A 2,584-nucleotide genomic window follows, 5' to 3' on the forward strand; every position below is an offset into this window, starting at 1 on the left:
GCGTCGTTCGACATCGGTCTATCGGCGCGGCTCGTCACTGCGCCGGCACGCGGGCGCGCTGCCGGCGGCAGCGGCACGGGGGCGGCCAGTATCGTCGTGCGCCGCGAAAAGCTGCTATGGGCTAGTGCAGCCGATGCCGCGCCGCGACCCGCCGCGCCGTATCAACTGGTGCTGTTGCCGCAGAGATGCCAATTGCAGCGTTTCGTCGTCAGGCTGCTCGACGAACACCATGTGTCGTACGTCGTGTCGCATTCGGCATCGGGCGTGGCCGGCCTGCAGCTGGCGTTGAAAGCGGGACTCGGCATCTCGTGTCTGAACGAATCGTCGCTCGGTGACGGCGTGGTTGCCTGCGGGGCCAACATCGGCTTGCCCGCGCTGCCGGCCATCGAGTTTCATCTGCTGCCTGGTCGGCCCGGCGAAAGCGAACTCGTCAGCAATGCGCGCGCGGCGTTGACGCGGCTTTTCGCATAACGCGGATGTTGCCGCCTTCGGGCCAGGTCCATCCGGTCGCGGATGCGATTCGCCGCGGCGCGACGATCGCGACGCAGCACCGCTCGGGGTGTCGCGGCCTGCCCGGCCCAGCGCAGGTGACGGCGCGCGCGCTCGCCGGCAATACAGGGATGCGGTCTGCGGCAGCACAGATTGGGAAGCGGCTCCCTGCTACAGTTATGCCGCCGCGAACTCGCTTTCCAGCTTCGGCTCGGCGGCGCCACCCGCCACCTTCTTGCCCGGCGCAGACGCCGACGCGACCACTGCACGCGACCCGCTGCCCGTCTGAAACACCGCGACCGCCGCCGACAAGCGCCGCGCCTGCTCTTCCAGCGAACTGGCCGCCGCGGCCGCCTGTTCGACGAGCGCCGCATTCTGCTGGGTGACCTCGTCCATCTGCGCGACCGCGAGATTGACCTGGTCGATGCCGGTGCTCTGCTCGGTCGCCGCCGCGGCGATCTCGCCCATGATCGAACTCACGCGCGCTATCGCATCGACGATTTCGGTCATCGTCGTACCCGAGCGCTCGACCAGGTGCGAACCCTCCTGGACCCGCGTAGTCGACGCATCGATCAAGCCCTTGATCTCCTTGGCCGCCGCCGCGCTGCGCTGCGCGAGCGAACGCACCTCGCTCGCGACCACCGCGAAGCCACGTCCCTGCTCGCCCGCGCGCGCCGCCTCGACCGCGGCATTCAGCGCGAGGATATTGGTCTGGAAGGCGATCCCCTCGATCACGCCGACGATATCGGCGATCTGCCGCGAATCCGCGACTATGCCGTGCATCGTGCCGACCACCTGCTCGGTCAGTTCGCCGCCCTGCGCGGCCAGCGTCGATGCGCCCTGCGCGAGCGAGCTTGCCTGTTTCGCGTTGTCCGCGGTCTGCTTGACCGTCGAGGTCAACTGCTCGATGCTCGCCGCGGTCTCTTCCAGCGACGCGGCCTGCTCCTCTGTGCGTTGCGACAGATCCGAATTGCCGGCCGCGATCTCGCTGACGCCGGTGTCGATCGATTCGGTGCCACGGCGCACCGCACTGACGGTCGCGATCAGCGACTGCTGCATTTTCAGCAGCGCGGCCGCGAGCCGGCCCATCTCGTTATCGCCCGACACCTCGATGCGGCCGGTCAGGTCGCCGTTCGCAATGCGCTGGAACTGCGCGATCGTCGCGTCGACCGGACGGACGATCGAGCGCACCAGCACCGCGCGGCACAGCCAGCCGCCGAGCAGCGACAGCGCGATGCCGACCGCCACCGCGACGCAGACCATGTAGAACAGGTTCTGAGCTTGCTGGTAGCGTTGCGCGCCGTGATCGATCTGCAGCTTTTCGAGCGCGAACATCGCTTTTTCATATGCGCTGTACAGCGACGGCAGTTTGTGCGCCTGTACTTCGTTAAACGCGTTGATGTCGCCCGACTTGAGCCCGGCGAGCGCCGGCGCGACCCCTTCACGCAGGAACGTGTCGCGGCGCTGCTGCATGTCCGCGATCAGACCCTGCTCGTCGGCTTCCGCGCTCGCGAGGCTCACATAGTGGGCAAGTCGTTGGTCGGATGCCTGGCGGTAGTCGTCGAAGCGCTTGAGCACGGCGCTCGCGCCATCGTTGTCGTTGAGCGCGATGAGCGACGCATAGGTCGCGAGCGCGAGACGCAGACGCAGCAACTGGCCCGCGCTGCCTTCAAGATCGGCGACCGCCGGGGTGTCGACCGTGTACATCTGCTGCAGCGACGCGTTGGCCGCGCGCAGCGAGAGCAGCCCCGCGGCAGCTCCGAGCAGCAGCACGACGGCAAAGCTCGCGATCATCATGCTAAGGCTGTGGCGAATCGACAGGTTTTTCAACATTGAACTAGTCTCCCTCCGGCTGCCTGGCCGATCCTTGCGTATCGGCCACGCGTGCTGCGCCCTCTGCCGCTCCGGCCGGTCCGCAACGTTGATTGGAATTTAAGCAAACACCGCATTGTGTAGAACGGCCTGTCGAGCGAAAACTTTATGGTTGATCGCGTGCGTCGCTTGCGCTAAATCAATAAAGTGTCGAAGCATGTTTCTTCTTCGGAGTGCGCTGATGTCGGAAGTCGGTTCGGCCATCCTCGTGTTCGCGCTATTG

Annotated in this window: 1 protein-coding gene and 1 pseudogene; one reads left to right on the forward strand and one right to left on the reverse strand. The window is 66.4% G+C overall.

What is annotated here, in order from left to right; translation table 11 throughout:
* Positions 1 to 471 (forward strand): annotated as a pseudogene (locus VGH68_RS13125) (LysR family transcriptional regulator); the annotation flags it as partial.
* 195 nt (positions 472 to 666) lie between these two features.
* Here VGH68_RS13125 and VGH68_RS13130 read toward each other — a convergent pair.
* Positions 667 to 2,322: a methyl-accepting chemotaxis protein gene (locus VGH68_RS13130; protein ID WP_331604057.1), complete on the reverse strand. Its 1,656-nt coding sequence runs from the start codon at positions 2,320 to 2,322 to the stop codon at positions 667 to 669.
* Positions 2,323 to 2,584 lie beyond the last annotated feature (262 nt).

Source organism: Paraburkholderia sp., from assembly GCF_036488505.1.
Taxonomy (GTDB): Bacteria; Pseudomonadota; Gammaproteobacteria; order Burkholderiales; family Burkholderiaceae; genus Paraburkholderia.

Excerpts from the sequence above, each read along its gene's own strand:
- VGH68_RS13130 (WP_331604057.1), bottom strand. The coding sequence starts at position 2,322 with ATGTTGAAAAACCTGTCGATTCGCCACAGCCTTAGCATGATGATCGCG.